At 46.1% G+C, this 20,790-nt stretch carries 18 protein-coding genes; 10 read left to right on the top strand and 8 right to left on the bottom strand.

Annotation, left to right across the window (positions count from 1 at the left end; translation table 11 throughout):
- Positions 1-170: 170 nt before the first annotated feature.
- From A4U59_RS04160 to dnaA, 8 genes are all read right to left on the bottom strand, one after another.
- Complete coding sequence (locus tag A4U59_RS04160; protein ID WP_157888133.1) at positions 171-1,277, bottom strand: HD-GYP domain-containing protein; 1,107 nt, start codon at positions 1,275-1,277, stop codon at positions 171-173.
- An 88-nt stretch (positions 1,278-1,365) separates the two neighbouring features.
- Positions 1,366-3,930, bottom strand: coding sequence for a DNA gyrase subunit A (gene gyrA / locus A4U59_RS04165; protein WP_070119976.1), 2,565 nt, complete (start codon positions 3,928-3,930; stop codon positions 1,366-1,368).
- A 270-nt stretch (positions 3,931-4,200) separates the two neighbouring features.
- Positions 4,201-6,120, bottom strand: coding sequence for a DNA topoisomerase (ATP-hydrolyzing) subunit B (gene gyrB / locus A4U59_RS04170; RefSeq protein ID WP_070119978.1), 1,920 nt, complete (start codon positions 6,118-6,120; stop codon positions 4,201-4,203).
- A gap of 176 nt (positions 6,121-6,296) precedes the next feature.
- Positions 6,297-6,566 (bottom strand): extracellular matrix regulator RemB, encoded by a 270-nt coding sequence (gene remB, locus A4U59_RS04175; protein WP_070119980.1) that lies wholly within the window; start codon positions 6,564-6,566, stop codon positions 6,297-6,299.
- 9 nt (positions 6,567-6,575) lie between these two features.
- Entirely contained in the window at positions 6,576-7,694 is a 1,119-nt protein-coding gene (gene recF, locus A4U59_RS04180) for a DNA replication/repair protein RecF (RefSeq protein ID WP_070119982.1), read from the bottom strand.
- Positions 7,695-7,709: 15 nt separating this feature from the next.
- Positions 7,710-7,922, bottom strand: coding sequence for a S4 domain-containing protein YaaA (gene yaaA, locus A4U59_RS04185; protein WP_070119984.1), 213 nt, complete (start codon positions 7,920-7,922; stop codon positions 7,710-7,712).
- A gap of 239 nt (positions 7,923-8,161) precedes the next feature.
- The gene (gene dnaN / locus A4U59_RS04190) at positions 8,162-9,298 is read right to left on the bottom strand and encodes a DNA polymerase III subunit beta (protein ID WP_070119986.1); all 1,137 of its coding nucleotides are present in this window, start codon (positions 9,296-9,298) and stop codon (positions 8,162-8,164) included.
- A gap of 240 nt (positions 9,299-9,538) precedes the next feature.
- A complete protein-coding gene (dnaA, locus tag A4U59_RS04195; RefSeq protein WP_070119988.1) occupies positions 9,539-10,888 on the bottom strand; it encodes a chromosomal replication initiator protein DnaA in 1,350 nt (449 codons plus the stop codon).
- 692 nt (positions 10,889-11,580) lie between these two features.
- On the opposite strand from dnaA, the gene rpmH reads away from it, so the two are divergent.
- The 10 genes from rpmH to noc all read left to right on the top strand — a co-directional run bounded on the left by rpmH (position 11,581) and on the right by noc (position 20,333).
- A complete protein-coding gene (rpmH, locus tag A4U59_RS20780; protein ID WP_083270649.1) occupies positions 11,581-11,715 on the top strand; it encodes a 50S ribosomal protein L34 in 135 nt (44 codons plus the stop codon).
- A 467-nt stretch (positions 11,716-12,182) separates the two neighbouring features.
- Complete coding sequence (gene rnpA, locus A4U59_RS04200) at positions 12,183-12,548, top strand: ribonuclease P protein component (RefSeq protein WP_070119990.1); 366 nt, start codon at positions 12,183-12,185, stop codon at positions 12,546-12,548.
- On the top strand, positions 12,545-12,775 hold the full coding sequence (yidD, locus tag A4U59_RS04205; protein ID WP_070119992.1) for a membrane protein insertion efficiency factor YidD: 231 nt from the start codon (positions 12,545-12,547) through the stop codon (positions 12,773-12,775). Before rnpA ends, yidD begins: the two co-directional genes overlap by 4 nt.
- A gap of 123 nt (positions 12,776-12,898) precedes the next feature.
- Positions 12,899-13,621, top strand: a complete 723-nt coding sequence (gene spoIIIJ / locus A4U59_RS04210; RefSeq protein ID WP_425388875.1) for a YidC family membrane integrase SpoIIIJ — start codon at positions 12,899-12,901, stop codon at positions 13,619-13,621.
- A complete protein-coding gene (jag, locus tag A4U59_RS04215; protein WP_070119996.1) occupies positions 13,618-14,259 on the top strand; it encodes an RNA-binding cell elongation regulator Jag/EloR in 642 nt (213 codons plus the stop codon). Before spoIIIJ ends, jag begins: the two co-directional genes overlap by 4 nt.
- Positions 14,260-15,149: 890 nt before the next feature.
- Positions 15,150-16,526, top strand: coding sequence for a tRNA uridine-5-carboxymethylaminomethyl(34) synthesis GTPase MnmE (mnmE, locus tag A4U59_RS04220; RefSeq protein WP_070120143.1), 1,377 nt, complete (start codon positions 15,150-15,152; stop codon positions 16,524-16,526).
- A 37-nt stretch (positions 16,527-16,563) separates the two neighbouring features.
- A complete protein-coding gene (gene mnmG / locus A4U59_RS04225; protein WP_070119998.1) occupies positions 16,564-18,444 on the top strand; it encodes a tRNA uridine-5-carboxymethylaminomethyl(34) synthesis enzyme MnmG in 1,881 nt (626 codons plus the stop codon).
- A 10-nt stretch (positions 18,445-18,454) separates the two neighbouring features.
- The gene (locus tag A4U59_RS21645; protein ID WP_169823909.1) at positions 18,455-18,595 is read left to right on the top strand and encodes a hypothetical protein; all 141 of its coding nucleotides are present in this window, start codon (positions 18,455-18,457) and stop codon (positions 18,593-18,595) included.
- Between the two features lie 77 nt (positions 18,596-18,672).
- On the top strand, positions 18,673-19,389 hold the full coding sequence (rsmG, locus tag A4U59_RS04230) for a 16S rRNA (guanine(527)-N(7))-methyltransferase RsmG (RefSeq protein ID WP_070120000.1): 717 nt from the start codon (positions 18,673-18,675) through the stop codon (positions 19,387-19,389).
- Between the two features lie 92 nt (positions 19,390-19,481).
- Entirely contained in the window at positions 19,482-20,333 is an 852-nt protein-coding gene (noc, locus tag A4U59_RS04235) for a nucleoid occlusion protein (protein ID WP_070120002.1), read from the top strand.
- Positions 20,334-20,790: the final 457 nt, after the last annotated feature.

Genomic DNA, 20,790 nt, shown 5'->3' on the forward strand with positions numbered 1-20,790 from the left:
ATGTATAGAAAACCAAGTCAACATCTTTTTAAAAGAATGTTTTTCGTTTCCTGCTGCCTCAACGACAGCTTAAATAATATATCATGCCTAACAAGATAAATCAATAGAATCCCAAAAGAAAATAGATATGAGGAATAAACTCTTCTTGGAGGTTCCAATTCTCGCTCTATTTAAATCACTTCATCAATATATAGCTCCGGATGGTCTGCCAGCTTCATTAATTCCCCGCTGCCTGAAAGCTTTATGATCGGCCTTGTCGGGTTTACTTGATCGATATACATGATATTTCCTTTTTCACTATTGGAAAGTTTCACTTCAGTTCCAGGTGAAAACGTTATAATGCTTTTTTGTAAAAGTTGCATGACCTCCGGATCGAATTGTCCGAAATGTTCTTTCCTGATCGCCTCTATTGCCCGGAAAGGCGATTGTTTCTGGTGGTATACCCGCTCGGTTGTCATAGCATGGTAGACATCAGCTAGTGAAATGATACGGCTGTATATGTGAATCTTTAGACCGGATGATCCCATCGGGTAGCCGCTGCCGTCCAGCCGTTCATGATGCTGGAGAACAGCCAGTTTTACGCTTTCAGGCAGGAGGTTCAATGAGCGGATCATTTTGTAACTCAAAATAGGGTGCTGCTTCACTTTTTCGTATTCCTGTTCCGTTAACAGCCCCGGCTTATTGATCGTCCGGATTGGTAGCTTAATCATGCCGATATCGCTCAATGCTCCTGCAAGTCCAATATTCAGCATATCCGCTTTGGCATAATTCAATTTCCGCGCAAGGAAGGAAGAAATCAAGCCGGTTGCTACCGAATGATGGTAGAGATAATCATCAGGTGTTGAATAGTGATGCAGATGGAATACTTCATTTCCTGCTGTTTCCGAGACAGTAAAAAGCGGGATGAGCACCTCTCTCACTTTTACGATATCGATTTGGGCACCCGCTTCCCACGTCTTGTACATTGCTTTAAATTGGCGGACGGCTTTCAAATATGTATTGAGGAAAGGTTCTTCACTCATATTAATTCCTGAACTGGATGGTTTACGTGATTGTTCTTGTTTCTGATGTTCTTCATCTTCTTTTCCGCCCTTAAAATATTCCCCGCTGGCAAGAAGAGGCTCTATCGTCACTTCTCTAATCAAAAACGCGCGCAGCACTTCCAAATGCCTGGCTGTAAGGACGGTTTTTTTTCTCATGAACGGCTGGGTTCCTTTCAGGTTTATATCCTCTGAAAGAATGCAGCCTTCTTTTAATTGACTGACAAGCACTTTCATCATCTTTCCCCCGTTTGTTCTGCATCTATTTCCATTGTACTAAAAAAAGAGAACCACGCGAACGTGGTTCTCAATTTTTTCCTGATTTTTATTCATTTTCAGGTTCTTCTTCATCACTTCCGGTATCCGGCTCTTCGTTTTCGGAAGAAATTTCACCCTGTTCCGCTTCATAGCTTTCAGGTGTTTCGATTTCTTCCATATCTTCGAGGACTTCTTCTTCTTTTTCAGGATCCACTTTTGCGACTGTGGCGACTTCTCCTTCATCCCCCAGGCGTATCAGGCGGACCCCCTGCGTGTTGCGTCCCATTGTCGAAATATCTTCGAGCGCCATGCGTATCAAAACGCCGCTTGCGGTGATCAGCATAAGGTCTTCTTCGCCCCTTACTGCTTTGACGGCTACCACCTTGCCGTTTTTGTCGGTAACGTTACAAGTGAGCAGCCCTTTACCGCCGCGTCCCTGAACACGATATTCTTCCATCGGCGTCCGTTTTCCGTAACCGTTTTTCGTCACAACAAGAATATCCATTCCTTCTTCGAGGATTTCCATTCCGACCACTTCATCATCTTCTGCAAGCGTGATCCCTTTTACCCCTGCAGCTGTACGTCCCATTGCCCTTACATCTGTTTCAGGGAAACGGATCATCAATCCGTTTTTGGTGCCGATAATGATTTCTTTATTTCCATCCGTCAAGCGGACCGAAATCAATTCGTCATCTTCACGTACTGTAAGAGCAATCAGTCCGCCTTTGCGGATATTTGCGAACGATGACAATGCAGACCGTTTGGAAATACCCTGTTTGGTCGTAAAGAACAGATACCAGTCGTCAGCGAATTCCTCGACTGTAATCATGGCATTTACCCATTCGCCTTTTTCCACTTCAAGCAGGTTGATGAGCGGAATGCCTTTGGAGGTCCGGCCGAACTCAGGGATTTCGTAGCCCTTTGCCCGATAGACTTTCCCTTTATTCGTGAAGAACAGCAGCGTGTTATGGGTGGACGTTGTGAGCAGATGCTCGACAAAGTCATCTTCATTCATCCCCATTCCCTGCACGCCGCGTCCGCCGCGCTTCTGACTGCGGTACGTTGACAGCGGCAAACGCTTGATGTAGCCGTTATGCGTGAGCGTGACAATGATTGTTTCTTCAGGGATCAAGTCCTCATCTTCAATCAAGTCCACGCCGCCGGCGACGAGTTCGGTACGGCGCTGGTCAAGGAACCGTTCTTTGATCTCTGTCAGTTCCTCCCTGATGATTTCAAGCACTTTTTCATCATCGGCAAGAATGGCTTTCAGTTCTTCGATCAGTTTCATCAGTTCATTATATTCTTCTTCGATTTTGTCGCGTTCCAGGCCTGTCAAACGCTGGAGTCGCATATCCAGAATGGCCTGAGCCTGCTTTTCGGATAATCCGAATTTTTCCATCAATCCTTCACGCGCGATATCTGTTGTGCGTGACCCGCGAATCAGGCTGATGACTTCATCGATGTGATCAAGTGCAATGCGGAGACCTTCTAAAATATGGGCCCTTGCTTCGGCTTTTCTCAGTTCAAATGCAGTACGGCGCCGGATGACGATGCGCTGGTGGTCAAGATAATATTTCAGCATCTGTTTCAGGTTAAGGACCTTCGGATGGCCGTCAACCAGTGCGAGCATGTTGATTCCGAAGCTGGTTTGCAGTGTTGTCTGTTTATATAAGTTATTCAGCAATACATTGGCATTGGCGTCTTTCCGTACCTCGATGACGATCCGCATGCCGTTGCGGTCGGATTCGTCGCGAAGGTCGGTGATGCCTTCAATTTTCTTGTCCCGTGCCAGTTCAGCAATTTTTTCGATCAGCTTTGCCTTGTTGACTTGATAAGGAAGTTCGCTGACGATAATGCGCTCCTTGCCATTTTGCTGTGTCTCGATTTCCACCTTTGCACGGATGGTGATGGAACCGCGTCCTGTTTCATACGCCTTGCGGATGCCGCTGCGGCCAAGAATTTGGCCGGCAGTAGGGAAATCCGGGCCCGGTATGATTTCCATCAGTTCTGGAATCGTGATATCTGAATTTTCACTGACAGCCAGGACGCCGTCAATGACTTCCCCGAGGTGGTGTGGCGGGATGTTAGTCGCCATTCCAACCGCAATCCCGGAAGCTCCGTTTACAAGCAAGTTCGGAAAACGTGCCGGCAGGACGATCGGTTCCTGCTCGGAGCCGTCATAGTTATCCTGATAATCAATTGTATCTTTATTGATGTCACGCAGCATTTCCATGGAAATTTTGGACATTCTGGCTTCCGTGTAACGCATGGCTGCTGCAGCATCGCCATCGACCGAACCAAAGTTCCCGTGGCCGTCGACAAGCATATAGCGGTAGTTGAAGTCCTGCGCCATCCTGACCATTGTATCGTATACTGCGGAATCGCCGTGCGGATGGTATTTACCGATAACTTCGCCGACGATACGGGCGGACTTTTTATATGCTTTGTCAGCCGTCATGCCGAGGTCATTCATTGCATACAAAATTCTTCGGTGTACGGGCTTCAGTCCGTCCCTTACATCAGGAAGGGCACGGGAGACAATGACGCTCATGGCATAATCCATGAATGACGTCCGCATCTCCTGGCTGATATTCACTTCTTTTACTTGTGAGTGGTTCTCTTGATCTGCCATGGCAGAACCTCCTTCTTTCTTTGCAGGAAACCCGGATAGCTTCTCCGCGGCTTAAGCGGGATACCGCCCTGTGCAGCAGCACGACTTAAGCGTTTGTTCCCTCTTGCTTTGGCGGGCTTGGCCATTTCCTTTCTTCAAAAAAGACAGCATCCGGGGATTTAAGGATCACAGGATGCTAGAAAAACTGAACCAGCTTTATTTAGCGGGCTGAAGAGTTTAATTTATGTTTATATCACTCGGTGAAGAGGGGAAAAGATTGCTTTTCCCGCTTTACACATCAAGATTTTTAACGTACTGGGCGTTCTCCTGGATGAAGTTCCGCCGCGGTTCGACTTTATCGCCCATGAGAATGTCAAACGTTTCATCGGCTTCAATTGCGTCTTCGAGCTGGACTTGCAGCAATGTCCTTGTTTCCGGGTCCATCGTCGTTTCCCAGAGCTGCTGCGGATTCATTTCCCCAAGCCCTTTATAACGCTGCAGTGATGGTTTTGGCGATGCCGGAAGTTCACTGTAGATCCGGTCCATCTCGCGGTCATTATAAGCGTAGTAAACCTTTTTCCCCTGCTGGATTTTATAAAGGGGCGGCTGGGCGATATAGATATAGCCGTGTTCAATCAAAGGCTTCATGTACCTGTATATGAAGGTCATAAGCAGTGTTCGGATATGGGCGCCGTCAACGTCCGCATCAGTCATGATGACAATTTTATGATAGCGTGCTTTTTCGATATTGAAGTCTTCGCCGATTCCTGTACCAAGAGCTGTGATCATGGCACGGATTTCGTTGTTGGATAATATTTTATCAAGCCGCGCTTTTTCAACGTTAATGATCTTTCCGCGCAGAGGCAGGATCGCCTGAAAATGGCGGTCACGGCCCTGCTTGGCCGATCCGCCCGCGGAATCCCCCTCAACGATATACAATTCGCTGATAGAAGCGTCTTTGGAGGAACAGTCCGCCAATTTCCCCGGTAAGCTCGAAACTTCAAGGGCGCTCTTGCGGCGGGTGAGCTCACGTGCTTTTTTCGCAGCCATCCGTGCACGCGAAGCCATAAGTCCCTTTTCAACGATTTTTTTGGCAACAGAGGGATTTTCAAACAGGAATGTTTCGAACTTCTCGGAGAAAAGGGAATCCGTTACCGTGCGCACTTCACTGTTCCCGAGCTTCGTCTTCGTCTGTCCTTCGAACTGGGGATCGGGATGCTTGATCGAAACGATCGCCGTCAGTCCTTCCCGCACATCATCCCCGGTCAAGTTCGGATCGTTTTCCTTGAACATGTTATTTCGTCTTGCATAGTCATTTATCACCCGGGTAAGGGCTGTTTTAAAGCCTGACTCATGCGTTCCGCCTTCATAAGTATGAATATTATTGGCGAATGAATAAATATTGCTGGAGAATCCTTCATTGTACTGAATGGCTATTTCAATCGATATTCCGCTTTTTTCTCCCTCAACGAAGACCGGTTCATGCAAGCCTTCCTTTGTCCTGTTCAAGTGTTCGACATAAGAAACAATGCCGCCTTCATAACGGTATTCTTTGATCTTGCCGTCCTCGCGCGTGTCCTCGATAATGATTTTCAAGCCCCTGTTAAGGAATGCAAGTTCGCGGATACGGGTGGCGAGAATGTCAAATTCGTAAACCGTTGTCTCGGTGAAAATTTCCGGATCCGGCTTGAAATGGGTGATTGTGCCGGTCCGGTCTGTTTCGCCAATCACTTTCAGTTCATTTTGCGGAACACCTTTATGGTACTTCTGGTAATGGATTTTCCCGTCACGGTGAACTCTCACTTCAAGAATGGATGAAAGGGCGTTGACAACGGAAGCGCCGACACCGTGCAGGCCGCCTGATACTTTGTAGCCGCCGCCGCCGAATTTCCCGCCGGCATGGAGGACGGTCATGATGACTTCGACTGCAGGGCGCCCCTGCTTTTCATGCATACCGACCGGAATGCCGCGGCCGTCGTCTTCAACCGTTATGCTGTTATCCTTTTCAATTGTCACTTTAATTGTATCGCAATAACCGGCAAGCGCCTCATCGATACTATTGTCGACAATTTCCCAGACAAGGTGGTGGAGCCCTCTGCTGCTCGTTGAACCAATATACATGCCGGGACGTTTCCGGACTGCTTCCAGTCCTTCGAGGACTTGTATCTGATTCTCATCGTATTGTGGTTGTATGTTTTGTTCTAATGACACATATATCACCTACGCCTTTTATAGACTATTTTCATAGAAATGGAAAAAACGGCCTGGCCTTGCCGGGTGCGCCGCTTGCTTTGCAAGCTCGGCTGCACAACCTGTTAAAGCAGGCGCCGGATCAGGCTTCCTTTTCTAAATGGCTCTTTCCTGGCTTTATAGTAAAAGGACAATGTTTAGTCCTGGTCTTCTCCAATAACAAGCTCACCGGTTGTTTCAGCACGCCTTTTCAATGTAGCGGAAGAAAGAGAGGACAAATAGATTTTTTCTTTCGTCACCACAATGGATTTGATGTCTCCCTCAGTGACTTCGACTACCTGGCGTTTTTTTTGCTGTCCAGTTATAAATTCGTTGATAATTGTGGATGATTGCAGTAAATGGCGGTCAATTATGGCCACAATGTCCTTTGACCGGATGACAATTTCTTCTCCTAAATGTATATACATGCCGCCACCTCACTTCACTTTAGTGACTTCACCATCTGACACCCGGAACGTCGACGCTTTTTCCAGTGTTTCATGGTGAATCCCTTCAACACTTGTTGTTGTAACAAATGTCTGGACTTTCCCCTGGATTGTATTCAATAAATGCGATTGGCGGAAATCGTCCAATTCCGAAAGTACATCGTCGAGCAAAAGAATCGGATATTCGCCGACCTCATCATGAATCAACTCGATTTCGGCCAACTTCACTGAAAGTGCGGTTGTCCGCTGCTGGCCCTGCGATCCATATGTCTGCACATCTTTTCCATTTACGATAAACTGCAGGTCATCGCGGTGGGGGCCGGCCAGGGACATGCCCCGTTCCAGTTCTCTATCTTTTATTTTAGCAAACTTTTCCTCATAGCTTTCTATTATTCTCGACAAATCCGTCGTTTCTGATACCTCAATTGACGGCTTATACTGAATTTGCAGATCTTCTAACCCTCTGGAGATGCCTTTGTGGATCGGAGCGGCCCATTGCTGCAGCAAACCGATGAATTCATACCGCTTCCTTACAACCCGGGCCGCACTTTCGATCAGCTGGCTCGTAAGGACATCGAGCATCGTCTGGTCTTCATTTGGTTTTCGCTGCATTTTTTTAAGCAGATGGTTCCGCTGCTGGAGGATTTTTTGATACTTGCCGAGTTCATGCAGGTAGATATTATTCACCTGGCCGATTTCCATATCGATGAACCGGCGCCGGACCTGCGGACTTCCTTTAACAAGATTCAAGTCCTCCGGAGCAAACATCACGACATTCAGCGTGCCGATATAGTTGCTTAATTTCTGCTGCTCCAGATAATTAAGTTTTGCTTTTTTCCCTTTTGTCGAAACGATGATTTCAAGACGGACAGACCCGTTCCGCTTTTGAGCCTGTCCCTCTATTTTACCATATTCTTCGTCCCAGCGTATAAGCTCTTTATCTCTTGGCGTCCGATGGGATTTCGCCACGGCAAGTACATAGATGGCTTCCATAAGGTTTGTTTTCCCCTGGGCATTTTCACCGAGGAATACATTGACCTGGTTTTCGAACTGTACTGAGCAGGATTTATAATTCCTGTAATTGGTTAATTTAATTTCATCAATATACAAATGAAGTCCCTCCGGCTATGCTTGCACAATGAATGAGCCGACATCCGGGATTTCGACTTGATCTCCATCCGTCAACTTTTTCCCGCGCCTGTTTTCAGGCTCTCCATTTACAAAAACTTCATATTCGCTTAAAAACCATTTGGCTGCTCCGCCTGTATCAATCACACCGGCCAGTTTTAAAAATTGTCCGAGTGTGATCGGATCTTCTGTAACCTGGATTTTTTCCATTTAGTCGACTCCTTTTCAGCAATTTCTTCGCTTGCAGCATCTTTACCGTCTGACTGAATGAATGCTCCAGCCTTCATTGTACACCTTCTTTATACAGTTTACTAAAAGTAACCCGCTGAGAAAAGAAAGGCTACCGGTATATCCATGGATGTCAGTACCGGTAGCTTGTTCACTGGAATTAGTATGTCATTTTTCGCGGTGCGCTAACCATGCTTGCAGTCCGCATATCGGTCCTATGATTAATACGTACGGACAGGCAGGATAAGCTGTAAAATGGAATGATCTTCGATGGAGCGGATTAAAAAAGGCCTCATCGCACCGGTGAAGTTCACCTGGATTTCAGTGGAATCAATCGCTTTCAAAGCATCCATTACATATTTCGCACTGAATGATATTTTCAGTTCGTCTCCTTCAATACTATTTGTTTTCACCCGTTCAAACACTTTTCCGATTTCAGGGGAATTTGACGAAACCTCAACAAAGCCGTTTTCCAGTGTCGAAAACTTGACGACATTATTGCGGCCTTCCCGCGCCAGAAGTGATGCCCGGTCGATCGCCTGGAGGAACTCTTTGGCACCAAGCGTGACATCCGTTTTGCTTTCATCCGGGATAAGCCTCGATGTATCCGGGTAGTTTCCATCAAGCAGCCTTGAGAAAAAAAGCAGGTTTTTCGTTTTGAACAGCACCTGGTTCTCCGTAACGAACACATCGATCAGTTCGTCGGTATCATCAAGAATTTTATTCAGCTCGTTCAAGCTTTTCCCTGGAATGACGATATTCGCCTGGCTGAGATTCCCTTTTTCAACCGGCGCTTTCCTCATCGCAAGGCGGTGGCTGTCTGTTGCAATACAGGAAAGCTCTTTGTCATCAACCTTCCAGTTTACACCTGTCAAGATAGGGCGTGTTTCTGAGGTGGACACTGCAAAAACAGTCTGCCGGATCATATGCTTAAGCAGGTCGATCGGCAGCTGGAAAAACTCATCTTCCTGAACTTCCGGCAAATGAGGATATTCTTCAGGATCAAGGCCGTTCAGATTGAATTCGGCTGTTCCGCTCTTAATTACGGTATTGAAATGATCGGTTACTTCAATTTCGACATCAGTTTCAGGAAGTTTTTTTACAATTTCTCCGAAAAACTTTGCCTGCAGCACTATGCTTCCCGGCTTCGCAATATCGGCTAGTTCGGTTCCATCTTCTTCTGCCGGGATAAAGCATTCAATTGAGATATCGGAGTCACTTCCAGTTAATGTTACACCGTCTTCGGTTGCTTTCATTTTGATGCCCGTCAAGATCGGAATGGTCGTTCTGGAAGATATGGCTTTCATTACATCCTGCACATTTTGCACAAGGACGTCGCGTTGAATTGTAAATCGCATCGTTTTTCCCCCTGTTTCTTATTTCATGAAAAAGAGACATGGCAATTGCTTTCTATCTTACATTCGACATAATTGGCGAATCTATTAAATATATATTTTTATTAAAAATAATAGCAGTAATAATAATAGGGGCTGTGAAAATGTGGATAACCCTGAAATAAGCAGGCGATAAAGTCTATCCACATGTGGATAGACTGTGTACAGGCATGCACCGGTTATTCACACTTCTCAACAGCTGGATCAGCGGCTTTTCAGTGCTTCTTTTATTTCTTCTATTTCTTTTTGTAGCTGTGCATCTGTCTGCAGCAGCCTGGAAATCTTCTCATGAGCATGGATTACTGTCGTATGGTCCCTGCCTCCAAATTCTTCGCCGATTTTCGGCAACGAAAAATCGGTAAGTTCCCTCGACATATACATCGCAATCTGCCTGGGAAAAGCGACAGATTTTGTCCTTTTTTTCGCTTTGAAATCCTCAAGCCGGACATTGAATTTGTTGCCTACAGTCTGCTGGATGTCATGGATGGTAATGACCTTCGGCTTGCCGCTCGGGATGATGTCTTTAAGCGCTTCTGCCGCAAGGTCAGCATTGATATCTTTATTTATGAGAGAGGAGAAGGCGACAACTCGGATGAGCGCACCTTCAAGCTCCCGGATGTTCGTATCGATTTGATTCGCGATGTAAAGCATCACTTCATTTGGAATATCCAATCCTTCCGCTTTCGCTTTTTTCCTAAGAATCGCAATCCGCGTTTCAAGATCGGGAGGTGTGATATCGGTAATCAACCCCCATTCGAATCGTGACCTCAGGCGATCTTCAAGGGTCGGGATCTCTTTTGGCGGCCGGTCACTGGATATGACGATTTGCTTGTTGTCCTCATGCAGGGCATTGAACGTATGGAAAAATTCTTCCTGGGTCTGTTCTTTTCCAGCCAGGAATTGAATATCATCTATGAGCAGGACATCCACATTTCGATATTTATTGCGGAAATCGACGGTTTTGTTATCTCTGATCGAATTGATGAATTCATTTGTGAATTTTTCGGATGATAAATAAACCACCCGTGCATTAGGATTATGTTCCACCACATAATGGCCGATGGCGTGCATAAGGTGTGTCTTGCCGAGTCCAACTCCGCCATAAATGAACAGTGGATTATACGCTTTGGCCGGCGCTTCAGCTACCGCAAGTGAAGCTGCATGGGCAAAGCGGTTGCCGGATCCAATGACAAACGTATCAAAAATGTATTTTGGATTCAGCATCGTTTTCACGACATCATTCGTATCTCCTGCTGGAGGCTGTTTTTTTGGAGGCTGCTTCATTTCCACAAGTTCCTCTGTCTGATTTTGCGGAATGATGAATTTGATCTCCAATTCTGCCCCTGTCAGGTCGGTAAGTGTTTCGGCAATCAGCCCTGAATAGCGTGATTCGAGCCAGTCTCTGGCAAACTCATTCGGTGCGACGATGACAAGTGTGTCTTCTTTTAGAGAATGGGCTTTTGTCGATTTGAGCCAGGTTTCGAAGCTGGGTTTACTCAGTTTCTTTTGAATCTCCCCCAGAGCCTGCTCCCACAGGTCGTTGATGTTTTCCACCTGATCCCCTCCTTCTGAATAGACTGTATCAATTAGATTCTCTCTCTTTTCGGAGGACATTTTTAAGTCCGGTGGTCCCCCTTTTTCCGTACGCAGAGTCTTCCCAATCTTATAAACCGGCAGCAGAGCTCCCGGTTGTATAACTTTTGTTCACCATATCGGATAACGTTGAATATCTATGCAATTGTCGACGGAATGTGGAAATATATATGATATAGTAGAAAAGTGTCTTTTACACATTATACACACTTTTGTGGACAACGGACTCAACAGGCATGTGAATAATGTCCACAATATTATCCACAGGCTGTGAATAAGAGAAATAATTAGAGAGTGAAAACACAAATATAATACCAGATAAAAGCCGTATATGCAATGAGTTGGACAAACTTATCCACAATATCCAACCTGTTGTGGAGATTAGTTTTCCACAGCACTATATTTTGTGCAAAAGCTGTCGATAAAAAAAGAAAGTGGCGAATCGTGGCGATTGATGTTATCCACAGGCATGTTTTTTCAGCAGATTTCTTAATGTGTCAAACAAGATGCTGGTAAAGCAAAACGTGGGGACCCGGGAAGTCAAAAGAGGATAAGACAGCGAATGTGAAATTAAGTTGACATATGCAGGATTTGTTCCTTATAATAGATTCGACTGTCTTTCGACTGAAATTCCTCGAGGAGGTGTATATATAATGAAACGCACATTTCAACCAAATAAGCGTAAGCGCAGCAAAGTACATGGTTTCCGTTCACGCATGAGTTCAAAAAATGGACGTAAAGTGTTGGCGCGCCGTCGCCGCAAAGGAAGAAAAGTATTGTCTGCATAGGCCACTGAACTGTCAGTGGCTTTTTTTCTAGTAAATAGGAAAAGCGGAAGGCGGCGCTGCTGTTTTGGCATCTGGAGCTGATCAATCAGAAAAAGCAAAAGGTGGATTGATAGCAGGGATCGCGGCCCCGTATGTTTTGCAAGTGTCATTCAATAATGTCTGAATTCAGAAGGAAGAAACGGTGAAGCCGGGAGGGGCCAGCCGTTTTTCCCTTTTGTTTGTATAGAAGGAAATGAGATGGGCAATTGATGAGAGGAAGACATCAAGGCTCTTATCGAACATTGCCGGATGCCTGTTTTATTGGACGGCAATCTCATTGGAGCGGAAGTGCGGGAGTTCGGCGGGGCAGCGGTGCGGCCCTCAGAAAGCGAGTGCCTCAGCAAAAATCAACTGTCCACTTTTAAAAGCACATTTTTTCGGAGAAAGAGCATTTTTTACAAGCGTCATCATTCTGGAGTGTAGATGTTATGAATAAACGAAATCGCATCAAGAAGGATAAAGAATTTCAGGCAGTGTTTAAAAAGGGGCGGTCTTATGCAAACCGCCAATTTGTCGTCTACATATTGCGGAAAGAAGGCCAGGAAGAACTTCGGCTTGGTCTTTCAGTCAGCAAAAAAATCGGGAATGCTGTCGTACGAAACAGAATAAAGCGCTATATCCGCCAGATTTTCCTCGAGCTGAAGGACGAGCTGCGGCACGATCTTGATTATGTGGTCATTGCCAGAAAGCCGGTGGCAGAAATGGATTTCCACCAGAGCAAAAGCAGCATGAAGCATGTATTGAAAAAAACAGGTGCCTTGAAAAAGAAGGATGAAAAGAGGCGATCGCGTTGAAATGGCTCTTTATAAAAATAATACGTTTTTATCAGCGATTCATTTCACCGGTAAAACCGCCGACGTGCCGCTTTTACCCGACATGTTCCCATTATGGCCTTGAAGCGGTTCAGCGTTTCGGAGCGCTGAAAGGCGGCTGGCTTACAATCAAAAGGCTGGTGAAATGCCACCCATTTCATCCAGGCGGAATTGATTATGTTCCGGAAAAGGACACCTCTGAGCGTTAAAAAAATGGTACAATAGAAAATGTGCCTTTTGCATCTAGAATATATTGGAGAATTTTTTCTGATTAGGAGGAAAAGGGTTTGAAAAAACGAATATTACTATTGATAACCCTGGTTGGCCTGGCAATGTTATTGTCCGGCTGTACAGAGATCAATGAACCGATCACCGGTGAAAGTGAAGGAGTATGGAACAAATATTTTGTATATCCGCTATCCTGGCTCATCATTTACTTCGCAGAACTTTTTGGCGAAAGCTATGGATGGTCGATTGTCATCGTTACCGTTATCATCCGGACGGCGATTTTGCCGCTTACACTTAAACAAAACCAGAATTCAAAAGCCATGCAGGCTATTCAGCCTGAATTAACGGCTTTGAAGGAAAAATATAGTTCCAAAGACCAAAAAACACAGCAGAAACTTCAGGAAGAAACGATGAAGCTGTTCCAGCAGCACGGCGTCAATCCGCTTGCAGGCTGTTTCCCGCTGCTTATCCAAATGCCGATCCTGATCGGGTTTTATCATGCGATTATGCGCACCGAAGAAATTGCCAACCATAACTTCCTATGGTTTGACCTTGGACAGGCTGATCCTTACTACATCTTGCCGCTTGTTGCCGGTGTAACAACATTCCTGCAGCAAAAAATGATCATGGCGGGGGTTGCGAACCAGAACCCGCAAATGGCCATGATGCTCTGGCTGATGCCGATTATGATCGTCATTTTTGCGATTACGTTCCCTGCAGCACTTTCTCTATACTGGGTAGTGGGTAACATCTTTATGATCGTGCAAACCTACTTCATCAAAAGTCCTGTCGCACAGGCTGAGAAAACAGGAGGAACCAAGAAGTGAAACAAGTGACAACCACCGGTCCTACGGTTGATGATGCTGTAGAGGCTGCCCTAAAAGAACTTGAAACGACAAAAGATCGTGTAGAAGTCAATGTGGTTGATGAAGGAAAAAAAGGACTGTTTGGCGTTTTTGGGTCGAAGCCCGCCATTGTCAAAGTTACACTTATCCATGATCCTGTCGAAGAAGCAGAGGCATTCCTGAAAAATGTCACTGAAAAAATGGGAGTGGACGTAAAAATTGAAAGGACCAGAACAGGCAATGACTTGCTGTTTGACCTGTCAGGGGAGAAAATCGCCCTGTTGATCGGTAAAAGAGGGCAGACGTTAAATTCCCTTCAATATTTAACACACCTTGTCGCCAACCGGTACTCCGATGAATACCTGTCCGTTGTAGTGGATGCTGAAGGGTACAGGAGCCGCCGGAAGGAAACGCTGGAAAGCCTTGCCGGCAAACTTGCTAACAAGGCGCTTCGGACCAGGAGGCAGGTTGTCCTGGAACCGATGCCTTCTTACGAAAGGAAAATCATCCATACCGCACTTTTTGATAACAACAAAGTGAACACACACTCCGAAGGAAACGAGCCGCACCGCCATGTGGTAATCGTTCCCGCCCAAACAACCGAACCAGCATCCCGGTAACCATTACAGGGCTGGTTCAGAGTAAAAAATACTGATTATCTTTTTAAAAAGAAGAACAGCAGGCCAAATTGAATTTTTGGTTTGCTGTTCTTTTTTATTGCTGTTTGTCCCCCATACATTGCACTTTAGAAGGGAAATTGATAACCATTGCCAGGGCTCGCTTTCGCCCTAGTGTTCCTATGCATACCGATAAACTCGATTTCCAATAACAAACATAAAATTACAACTGAGTGGATTGAAGCGGAAGCATGAGACTCCTGCGGGGGTAGCAAATAGGGGAGACCCCGCAGGCGCGAATAGCACCGAGGAGGCTCCCCGGTCGCCCCGCGGAAAGCGAATGCCTGCAGCGGAAAGGAACGGATAACATCCAGAGCAGCCTGCTATCATTCCTAACAGAATGTTTTTCCGTTAAAGCGTGCTTAAACGGACCAACAAAGGGACCATACATATCTGATGATCCCTGTCTTTTCACACAAACCCTCTTAAGAATATCCCCGCAAGAAACAAATCATTGAACCTGTGAAAAACAACCTTTTTTCTGGCAGTCAGCATGATCCATCTGCATAAATGCAAAATGAAAGAAACTTGATAGCAAGCCTGTGGATAAGTTAAACTAATCATATTGTGCACATAATTTGAACGGCAGCAGTTATCCACTGTGGATAAGGTTGTTCCGCTGTTTTTATGGGAATAGTAGATGAGAGACATTTGTTTTGCTGGAAAGCTGTGGTATTCTTAGATGTTGGTGATGAAGGAACTGCAGCTGAAAAATGCAGACAGCCTTTTTCAATTTGAAAGCAATAGAAGCACCAGGAAAAAGGTGCTGTTCAGACAATAATTTTCAGGTAAGACAAATAGATGAAAAAATGGGGAAAAAGCGAGGTGAAAAGATGGAACAGGATACAATTACAGCAATATCGACCGCACTTGGCGAAGGGGCGATTGCGATTGTCCGTGTAAGCGGTGAAGATGCTGTCAAAATCGCCAATTCAGTTTTCACAGGGAAAGACCTGGAGAAAGTACCGACTCATACGATTCATTACGGGCATATCAAAGATCCGAAAACAGGTGAAATCGTTGAAGAAGTCATGGTTTCTTTAATGCGGGCACCGAAGACGTTCACACGGGAAGATATTGTCGAAATCAACTGCCACGGCGGACTCGTATCTGTGAACCGCGTGCTTCAGCTCATATTGAAGGAAGGAGCGCGGCTGGCCGAACCTGGTGAATTCACGAAACGGGCCTTTCTAAATGGACGAATAGACCTTTCCCAGGCCGAAGCGGTCATGGACTTGATCCGGGCAAAAACAGACCGGGCCATGAATGTTGCCATCGGCCAGATGGAAGGGAAGCTCTCGAAGCTTGTCCAGGAACTCCGGCAGCAGCTGCTCGAAACCCTCGCTCATGTGGAAGTCAACATTGATTACCCTGAATACGATGATGTTGAAGAAATGACTCACAACATTTTTATCGAAAAAGCGCGTAATGTCGAGCATGAGATTAATAAACTGCTAAGGACGGCAGAACAGGGGAAAATTTTACGTGAAGGGTTATCGACTGTCATCATCGGCAGGCCGAATGTCGGAAAATCCTCTCTGCTTAACAGCCTTGTCCACGAAAAGAAAGCGATCGTAACGGATGTTCCCGGTACGACCAGGGATGTGATCGAAGAATATGTCAATGTAAGGGGCGTTCCGCTGCGGCTCGTTGATACGGCAGGTATCCGGGAAACAGAAGATATTGTCGAACGGATTGGCGTCGAACGGTCGCGGCAAGTATTGAAAGAAGCCGATTTGATATTGCTTGTATTGAATTATGGAGAAGATTTGACTGAAGAGGACGAAAAACTGTTTGAAGCTGTAGAAGGAATGGATGTCATCGTCATCGTCAACAAGACAGATCTTCCGAACAAGCTCGATATGGAGCGGGTGAAGGAAATCAGTGCTGAACATCCGCTCGTGACAACGGCCCTTATTGAAGAGAAAGGTGTCGACCAATTGGAGGAAGCGATTGCGGATCTCTTCTTCAAAGGGAAGCTTGAATCCCAGGATATCACGTATGTATCGAATTCAAGGCATATCGCTCTTCTGCAGCAAGCCAAACAGGCTGTAACAGACGCGGTAGATGGAATCGAGAACGGCATTCCGGTTGACATGGCCCAAATCGATTTGACCAGGGCATGGGAGCTGCTTGGTGAAATTGTCGGTGATACTGTCCATGAAAGCTTGATTAACCAGCTCTTCTCCCAATTCTGTCTCGGAAAATAAATGGAAATACTCTACCATCAAAGAGGAGGCAAAATGAATGGAACATCATGACAACAAGTATGATGTCATCGTAGTCGGCGGCGGCCATGCCGGGGTTGAAGCAGCCCTCGCATCTGCTAAAATCGGTGCAAATACGCTGATGCTGACACTGAATCTCGATATGATTGCCTTTATGCCGTGTAACCCGTCAATCGGCGGGCCTGCCAAAGGAATCGTAGTCAGGGAAATTGATGCACTCGGCGGCGAAATGGGAAAAAATATCGATAAAACACATATACAGATGCGGCTGCTGAACACAGGCAAAGGCCCTGCCGTCCGTGCACTCCGGGCACAGGCTGATAAATTCTTATATCAGCAGGAAATGAAAATGACGATCGAACAGCAGGAGAATCTGACGCTTGTCCAGGCAATGGTGGACCGTCTCATCGTTGAAGATGATGTGTGCAAAGGAGTCATCACCCAGTCAGGTGCAGAATACTACGCGGAGTCTGTCGTCATCACCACCGGCACATTCATGCGCGGCAAGGTGATTCTCGGTGAACTGTCATACGAGTCCGGACCGAATAACCAGCGGCCTTCCATCAAGCTGTCTGAACACCTTGAGGAACTGGGATTCAAGCTTGTCCGGTTCAAAACGGGCACACCTCCGCGCGTCAATGCCAGAACAATCGATTACAGCAAAACGGAAATCCAGCCGGGAGACGAAAAACCGCGGTCCTTTTCATATGAAACGACAAAATTCATCACCGACCAGATTCCATGCTGGCTGACATACACGAGCGAACGGACGCACCAGCTAATCGACGAAAACTTACAGCGTTCTCCGATGTATTCGGGTATGATTAAAGGGACCGGCCCGCGGTATTGCCCGTCGATCGAAGATAAAGTCGTCCGGTTCCACGATAAGCCGCGTCATCAAATTTTTCTTGAACCGGAAGGCCGCCATACAGAAGAAGTATATGTACAGGGACTTTCAACGAGCATGCCGGAAGATGTCCAGCTGAAAATGCTCGCTTCCATTCCAGGACTGGAAAAAGCCCAACTTATGCGCGCCGGTTATGCAATTGAGTACGATGCGGTTGTTCCGACCCAGCTATGGCCGACACTTGAAACAAAGAGGATCAGCGGCTTATTCACTGCCGGTCAGATCAATGGCACATCAGGCTATGAAGAAGCTGCCGGCCAGGGAATCATGGCGGGCATCAATGCAGCCCATAAAGCGCTCGGCAGGGAACCGGTCATTCTTGACCGTTCACAGGCATATATCGGTGTCCTTATCGATGACCTTGTCACAAAAGGGACGAACGAACCATACCGCCTGCTGACATCCCGAGCTGAATACCGTTTGCTGCTCCGTCACGATAATGCCGATATGCGGCTTACCGAAATCGGCTACAAGATCGGCATGATTTCGGATGAACGCTATCGGAATTTCAAAACAAAAGTCGAAGCGGTTGAAAAAGAAAAGAAACGGCTCACAAATCATATTGTGAAACCGACAGATGAAATCCAGTCTTTGATCAGCGACATAGGAGGCAGCAAACTGAAAGATGCGGTAAGGGCTTCCGACCTGCTGAAAAGACCGGAAATGTCCTATGAGCATATACACACTATCACGCCTGCCCCTGAAGATCTTCCGGAAGAGGTTACAGAACAGGTCGAAATCCAAATCAAGTACTCGGGATATATTGAGAAGTCATTGCAGCAGGTTGACCGCATGAAAAAAATGGATAACAAAAAAATACCCGAAAACATTGATTATGATGCCATTTCGGGCATCGCTTCAGAAGCAAGGCAAAAGCTGAAAGAAGTACGTCCGCTTTCTGTCGGCCAGGCTTCCCGCATTTCAGGCGTGAACCCTGCTGACATTTCGATTTTGCTTGTGTATATTGAACAGGGAAGAATTGCAAAAGTGTAGGGCTGCATTAATGGGCGGGACAGGTGAGCAGCGCAGCCGCTATACTGCCGCTCACCGCCCGGCCAGCGGCAAAAAAGCCGCCGTGAACGCGGATCTAAGGGAATCAATTACGGATGCCGCACTAGTGCCACTGGTGAAAGCGAGTACCTGAGCTGAAATCAACTGGCGCATTTAACTTGGCCAAGTGTAAAAGAAAAGATACTTTCTTTATGGAGAAAGGATTGAGCCATGAATACGGAACAATTTTCCCAAAAGCTTGAGGAGAAGGGGATATCCCTTTCTCCCAGGCAAATGGAACAGTTTGAAACTTACTACAGCACTCTGGTTGAATGGAACGAAAAAATGAACTTGACCGCAATAACAGACAAAGAAGAAGTTTATCTGAAGCATTTTTTCGACTCAATCACCGCCGCTTTTTATCTCGATTTATCCAGGCCGTTATCAATATGCGACGTGGGGGCGGGAGCGGGATTCCCGAGTATTCCGCTGAAAATCTGTTTTCCTCATTTGCAGGTGACGATTGTCGATTCTCTGAATAAACGGATTCAATTTTTGAACCACCTGGCTGCCAAACTGGACCTGGAAGATGTGGCTTTTTACCATGACCGGGCAGAAACGTTTGCAAAACGGACGGAAATGAGAGAAACTTTTGATATTGTGACTGCAAGAGCGGTAGCAAGAATGTCTGTTTTGAGCGAACTATGTTTACCGCTTGTGAAAAAAGGCGGTATTTTTGCTGCAATGAAAGGAGCCAGTCTTCCTGAAGAGATGGAAGCGGCAAAGATGGCTATAGAAGTGCTCGGAGGGGATACGAGAGAAGTGCAGCATTTCCAGCTCCCTGAAGAAGAGAGTGAACGGTATATTGTCCTGATCGATAAAAAACGCAAGAGCCCAAAGAAGTATCCGCGTAAGCCGGGAACGCCCAACAAGAGTCCGATTGAGTAACTGTTTCACGTGAAACATTTTCGTGCCTGGCAGGAAAAAACAGAACAGATACCGAAATATACTGAGGAGTTACATAAAGGTGGTGTATGGGCATGAAACATCCTTTTTCCAGGTTTTTTGGATTGGGGGAAAAGCAGCAGGAAACAGAGGAACAGAAGGATAGCCATGAACATGAAGAAGTACAGCAATTAAATGTACAGGCTATCATTCCCAATCGCTTTCAGCCCCGGACAGTGTTTATAGATGAAAAAATTGATGAACTTTCCCAGACGATCAAGACACACGGCATTATCCAGCCGATTGTGGTCAGGGAGTATGAGGAAGGACAATATGAAATCATAGCGGGTGAGCGCCGCTGGCGGGCTGTCACCCGATTAGGCTGGGAAACGATTCCTGCTATCATAAAAAATTTGGATGACACCGAAACGGCTTCCGTTGCATTGATTGAAAACCTGCAGCGTGAAGAACTCTCAGCGATTGAAGAAGCGGGTGCATATGCAAAGTTGCTTGAGCTGCACGGACTTACCCAGGAGGCACTGGCACAGCGCCTCGGGAAAGGGCAATCAACAATCGCCAATAAATTAAGGCTGTTGAAGCTGCCTGTTGAAATCCAGGACGCCTTGAAAACAAAGACCATTTCCGAACGGCATGCACGTGCATTAATTATGCTGAAGGACCCTGAAAAACAAGTGAAGATGCTCCAGGAAGTCATCGAGCGGAACTTAAATGTGAAGCAAACAGAAGAAAGAGTCATTAAATTGCTCGAAGGCCCGTCCAAAAAGCCAAAACCGAAGCGGAAAGCGTACAGCAAAGATATGAGAATCGCCTTGAACACAATTCGCCAGTCACTGGATATGGTGAACGACAGCGGTTTAAATGTTGATTCTCAGGAAGAAGAGTTCGAGGATTACTACCAGGTGACCATCAAGATACCGAAAAAATAAAGATTTTTTTGTTGAAACCTATTCTTTTATGGAATAGGTTTTTTGCTGGCTGGGAAAACGGCAGCACTAAAGATAGATTGTCAGTGCGCATCATTTTTTGACTTCTGCCAGCTTTTTTATAGGATTGTTTATCTTCATTCACAAGATTCTTAAAAAAAAATGAAAGCGAAGCAAAATTTCAACCATTTCATGATAAAATAGTGCAAGGGAATGTGGAAAAGACTTTTATACAGCCGTTTGGCGGAGAGGATAGGCTGTTTTACTTCATTGGAGATTTAAAAAATGGGGTCTTACGGTTTTGACTGCGTTTCATTGAGCTTTACAAGAGCCTGAGGATAAGAAGGTTAAGTATGTTGCAAGGTGTCTAGCTCCAGGCGCCAGCGGCTATCATCATAAGCAGCGGCATCAGCGGGAGGGGAGTCCTTCCTGCGCGTGCCCCTGTTTATGCGTACGCCGC

Source organism: Bacillus marinisedimentorum, from assembly GCF_001644195.2.
GTDB lineage: Bacteria > Bacillota > Bacilli > Bacillales > Bacillaceae_O > Bacillus_BL > Bacillus_BL marinisedimentorum.

What these genes read in the sequence shown, in the direction of transcription:
- A4U59_RS04160 (WP_157888133.1), bottom strand. Translation starts at nt 1,277, where the DNA reads ATGAAAGTGCTTGTCAGTCAATTAAAAGAAGGCTGCATTCTTTCAGAG.
- gyrA (WP_070119976.1), bottom strand. Translation starts at nt 3,930, where the DNA reads ATGGCAGATCAAGAGAACCACTCACAAGTAAAAGAAGTGAATATCAGC.
- remB (WP_070119980.1), bottom strand. Translation starts at nt 6,566, where the DNA reads ATGTATATACATTTAGGAGAAGAAATTGTCATCCGGTCAAAGGACATT.
- yaaA (WP_070119984.1), bottom strand. Translation starts at nt 7,922, where the DNA reads ATGGAAAAAATCCAGGTTACAGAAGATCCGATCACACTCGGACAATTT.
- dnaN (WP_070119986.1), bottom strand. Translation starts at nt 9,298, where the DNA reads ATGCGATTTACAATTCAACGCGACGTCCTTGTGCAAAATGTGCAGGAT.
- rpmH (WP_083270649.1), top strand. Translation starts at nt 11,581, where the DNA reads ATGAAACGCACATTTCAACCAAATAAGCGTAAGCGCAGCAAAGTACAT.
- rnpA (WP_070119990.1), top strand. Translation starts at nt 12,183, where the DNA reads ATGAATAAACGAAATCGCATCAAGAAGGATAAAGAATTTCAGGCAGTG.
- spoIIIJ (WP_425388875.1), top strand. Translation starts at nt 12,899, where the DNA reads ATGTTATTGTCCGGCTGTACAGAGATCAATGAACCGATCACCGGTGAA.
- mnmE (WP_070120143.1), top strand. Translation starts at nt 15,150, where the DNA reads ATGGAACAGGATACAATTACAGCAATATCGACCGCACTTGGCGAAGGG.
- mnmG (WP_070119998.1), top strand. Translation starts at nt 16,564, where the DNA reads ATGGAACATCATGACAACAAGTATGATGTCATCGTAGTCGGCGGCGGC.
- A4U59_RS21645 (WP_169823909.1), top strand. Translation starts at nt 18,455, where the DNA reads ATGGGCGGGACAGGTGAGCAGCGCAGCCGCTATACTGCCGCTCACCGC.
- rsmG (WP_070120000.1), top strand. Translation starts at nt 18,673, where the DNA reads ATGAATACGGAACAATTTTCCCAAAAGCTTGAGGAGAAGGGGATATCC.
- noc (WP_070120002.1), top strand. Translation starts at nt 19,482, where the DNA reads ATGAAACATCCTTTTTCCAGGTTTTTTGGATTGGGGGAAAAGCAGCAG.